At 47.2% G+C, this 2,233-nt stretch carries 3 protein-coding genes; all 3 read left to right on the top strand.

Annotated features, from left to right (window positions below; translation table 11 throughout):
- Positions 1–204 precede the first annotated feature (204 nt).
- The 3 genes from CKO35_RS17440 to mauJ all read left to right on the top strand — a co-directional run bounded on the left by CKO35_RS17440 (position 205) and on the right by mauJ (position 1,872).
- Complete coding sequence (locus tag CKO35_RS17440) at positions 205–762, top strand: hypothetical protein (protein ID WP_200177378.1); 558 nt, start codon at positions 205–207, stop codon at positions 760–762.
- A gap of 1 nt (position 763) precedes the next feature.
- Positions 764–952 carry a hypothetical protein gene (locus CKO35_RS17435; RefSeq protein ID WP_200177377.1) on the top strand — a complete coding sequence of 63 codons (189 nt, stop codon included), beginning with the start codon at positions 764–766 and terminating at the stop codon, positions 950–952.
- A 404-nt stretch (positions 953–1,356) separates the two neighbouring features.
- Positions 1,357–1,872 (top strand): methylamine utilization protein MauJ, encoded by a 516-nt coding sequence (gene mauJ, locus CKO35_RS17430; RefSeq protein ID WP_338031828.1) that lies wholly within the window; start codon positions 1,357–1,359, stop codon positions 1,870–1,872.
- Positions 1,873–2,233: the final 361 nt, after the last annotated feature.

The following is a 2,233-nucleotide window of genomic DNA, read 5'->3' as shown; positions in this document are numbered from 1 at the left end:
TTCCCTCACGGGTTTGCCCTTGCCGTCGGCTAGTAGTTACAGTCGTCCACAGAGTGGACATCACAGGTACTCCTACAGGGGACTTTCACCCCATCAGTTCATGCCCATGTCGGGCGTACACACTGCGCTCCACCTGACCAAAAACCGCGTTGCGGTTTTCGTCAGGTGAGCTTGGCCGTTATGACAGAAAAACTGAGGTGAATTGTGGATTTGACTGATTCAGCAATAAAACTGCTGGTTTTTTTGTTGCCAGGTTTTATTGCACTGAAAATAGTTTCATTTAAGTGCGATGTTAAAACCGAAGATTACAAATATTATGTTGTTGAAGCGCTCGTTCTTTCCACTCTCATTTATATGTTAGCTGGTTTTGCCTTTTTGAAAATAGATATCAGTTTGCCAATTAATATTTTGACAGCCTTCCTATTGGCAATACTTGTTGGCATCGGAGTTGGCGAAGTAAAAAATAAGGAATTATTAAAGTATGTATTTCATGGTAAATCATCCAGTCTGTCAACTCACGATAAAATTTATTCTATCAAGGCTCACAAGAAGCTGGAGGGGAAATGGCATGTTGTTGGATTAAAGAACGGCAAGGAAATATGTGGAATTATTCGGGAGTTCAATACTGAAAATAACGAAATGTTAATTGAAAAAGGTCGATGGGTAACCAAAGAAGGTAAGTTGGCCACTGATTTCGGTTGGATATATTTTCCACCGAATCAAGAACTTGAATACTTAAGATCAATTGAAAAAGGAGATTAAGATGAGTGAGAAAGACTTGAAAAAAACAGGTGAAGTGCCTGTTAATGAAAGTTGTCGCAAAAGTGTTGTCACGAATCAGTCACAGGTTCAAGACTCTCAACCGCCTGATTTTACTTCTTCCTCAGGTCAGCAAGTAACAAGTGGTAACACTGAAAATATCAACCAATCTTCCAATAATTCAGATAAATAGACATAACAATTGGGGCGGCGGATTGCTTTCCGCTCTACTTCAAGTGCCCCGGTCCCATGAATTATGCAGATGGGGATGTACCATGAGATGGGTCGATCTAGCAGTAAAACCTTATTTCTCGTGGCCGAACAAACAAGTCGAGTTTCAGTTCGAACGAAAACGCCTTGTCCTTCAGCCTCAAACTGAAGACCTAGCGTGCACCGTTTCGATTTTTTCAGAAGCAGGGCTGACTTTCGAAGAGGGGGGGAAGTGCTATTTGCCGTTTTTTAAGTTGCCTCGCCTGGTCTAAAAGAGCTGGAATATCGGAACTTTTTATTGCCGGCTCAAATAACCCTGCTCGGCCCGGTCGGCTCGGCCGTGGTACCTACGGCGTTGCCCCTTTCTCGCCCGTTGATCCTTGGGATTTGTTGTATCTACCACAGCCTCAGAGCGAAAAAGCACAGCTTGCTGTCGGCCTATTTAGGGAGGGTATGAGCATAAACTCGATTCCCTTCGCGTTTCTCAGCTACTTCAAAATTCTCAATGTTCTGAGTGGCTCAGGCAGCGCTCAAAAGAACTGGATTAACAACAATCTTAGCCTCTTGTGGTACCAGCCAGCTGTTGACCGACTCAATGAGGTGCGAGCCAGCAACCGTGATGTTGGGGCTTATCTTTACCACCAAGGACGCTGTGCGGTTGCTCATGCCTTCGACAGAGACGTTGTCAATCCAGATAAGTACGAAGACAAGAAAAGGCTTGAACTAGACCTTCCTCTTATGAAAGAGGTTGCGGCGCTGTGTATTGAACAGGGGTTCGGTGTCCTTTCTGATTGTTCGTTTTGGGGGCATTTAAAGAAAACGCAGGTTTGCCCACCAGAATTGTTACAGAAACATTCAGACGGCTATGGTCGTATCATTTACCGGCAGTACACAGATGCATAATCGGATAGCCGGGGGTTTTTCTCCCCCGGCCTCCACAAAACCCCGCATGCGGGTCCGCACGGGGCGTTTCCTCCGGAGTTCAAAGGACCATGCAACCATGGTGACCTCCAACGCTGGTTACCCAACGAATCGCCAAGGCCGTTTCACCCGGTCGGGCGCATTACGGCCGTTGAGACACGTGGGTCTCTCTCGTTGCCGGAGGTTCGGGCCTTCACCGTGTCTCACCCATTGCGGTGAGCGTTTGGCTACTATGCCGTCTGCTGACTTCTGCCTCATCACGCCAAGCGTTGCCGATTGGCGCGCTGTCCGGGTCACGGTAGGGTCCGGTGGTGGTTCCAGCCCTTTCGAGCTGGCCCTCAGT

It is taken from the genome of Ectothiorhodospira shaposhnikovii (assembly GCF_016584105.1).
Taxonomy (GTDB): Bacteria; Pseudomonadota; Gammaproteobacteria; order Ectothiorhodospirales; family Ectothiorhodospiraceae; genus Ectothiorhodospira; species Ectothiorhodospira shaposhnikovii.
This window is presented reverse-complemented; position numbering and strand designations above follow the sequence as displayed.

What these genes read in the sequence shown, in the direction of transcription:
- CKO35_RS17435 (WP_200177377.1), top strand. Translation starts at nt 764, where the DNA reads ATGAGTGAGAAAGACTTGAAAAAAACAGGTGAAGTGCCTGTTAATGAA.